Here is a 1,222-nt window from a genome sequence, read left to right on the forward strand (position 1 = left end):
GAGTCCCTTGGAGACCTGGGCGATGACGACGAAGCCGAGCGCGAGGACCACCGCGAGCGACATCAGCAGGGTGGCGGCGACCACCCGGAGCTGGATGTTGCGCCGCCAAAGGCGGACAGCAGGAAGCAGCGGCCGGCGTACGAGGCGTACGAACAGCCGCAGGAGGGGGCCGCCGGGTGCTCCGTCGGCCATGTGCCGGAGCTGCCGGCCGCCCCGCAGGACTCCCCGCCGGGAGCCGCCCCGGGCCTTGCCGGGCGGCACGTCAGCTGGGTCCGGCCTTGTAGCCGACACCGCGCACCGTCACGACGATCTCGGGGCGCTCCGGATCCTTCTCGACCTTGGAGCGGAGCCGCTGCACGTGCACGTTGACCAGGCGGGTGTCCGCCGCGTGCCGGTAGCCCCAGACCTGCTCCAGCAGCACCTCGCGGGTGAAGACCTGCCAGGGCTTGCGGGCGAGCGCGACCAGCAGGTCGAACTCCAGCGGGGTGAGTGCGATGGAGGCGCCGTCGCGCTTGACCGAGTGGCCGGCGACGTCGATGACCAGGTCACCGATGACGAGCTGCTCGGGCGCGGGCTCCTCCGACCGGCGCAGGCGGGCCCGGATGCGGGCCACCAGCTCCTTCGGCTTGAACGGCTTGACGATGTAGTCGTCGGCGCCGGACTCCAGGCCCACCACGACGTCCACGGTGTCGCTCTTGGCGGTGAGCATGACAATAGGCACGCCCGACTCGGCACGGATCAGCCTGCAGACCTCTATGCCGTCCCGTCCGGGCAGCATGAGGTCGAGCAGCACGAGATCCGGCTTCGCCTCCCGGAAGGCAGCCAGTGCCTTGTCACCGTCCGCTACGAACGACGGCTCAAAACCTTCTCCACGCAGCACAATGCCGAGCATCTCGGCCAGCGCGGTGTCGTCGTCGACGACGAGGACGCGTCCCTTCATGGTTGACATCATCCCATTAGCTAATCGTTACCCGGCGGTGAGCTGCCCCACAGCCAAAAGGGCTGGAAATCGCCCCTCGGACCTGCGTGGAGATCAGGACGACCAGTCTGCCCCGGATCCGCGCGACAATTGAAGGGCGACAGCGGCGCGGGCTCCGGGGGCAGCCGGTGATCCGGGGACGGCCCGACCGATCCGAGCGCCCCCATGGCACGATGGCAGCCGACCAGCGCGCCCGCCACGGCAGGTACGGCAGAAGGAGCGACGATGACTGACTCTCCGGGC

Annotated in this window: 2 protein-coding genes; both read right to left on the minus strand. The window is 69.6% G+C overall.

The window, feature by feature from the left end; all coding sequences use genetic code 11:
* Positions 1 to 192: hypothetical protein (locus SSNG_RS13775; protein WP_129593388.1), on the minus strand; the 192-nt coding region annotated here is incomplete at its 3' end.
* 70 nt (positions 193 to 262) lie between these two features.
* Positions 263 to 952 (minus strand): two-component system response regulator MtrA, encoded by a 690-nt coding sequence (mtrA, locus tag SSNG_RS13780; protein ID WP_007264442.1) that lies wholly within the window; start codon positions 950 to 952, stop codon positions 263 to 265.
* Positions 953 to 1,222 lie beyond the last annotated feature (270 nt).

Origin of the sequence: Streptomyces sp. C (assembly GCF_000158895.1) — a bacterium.
Lineage (GTDB): Bacteria > Actinomycetota > Actinomycetes > Streptomycetales > Streptomycetaceae > Streptomyces > Streptomyces racemochromogenes.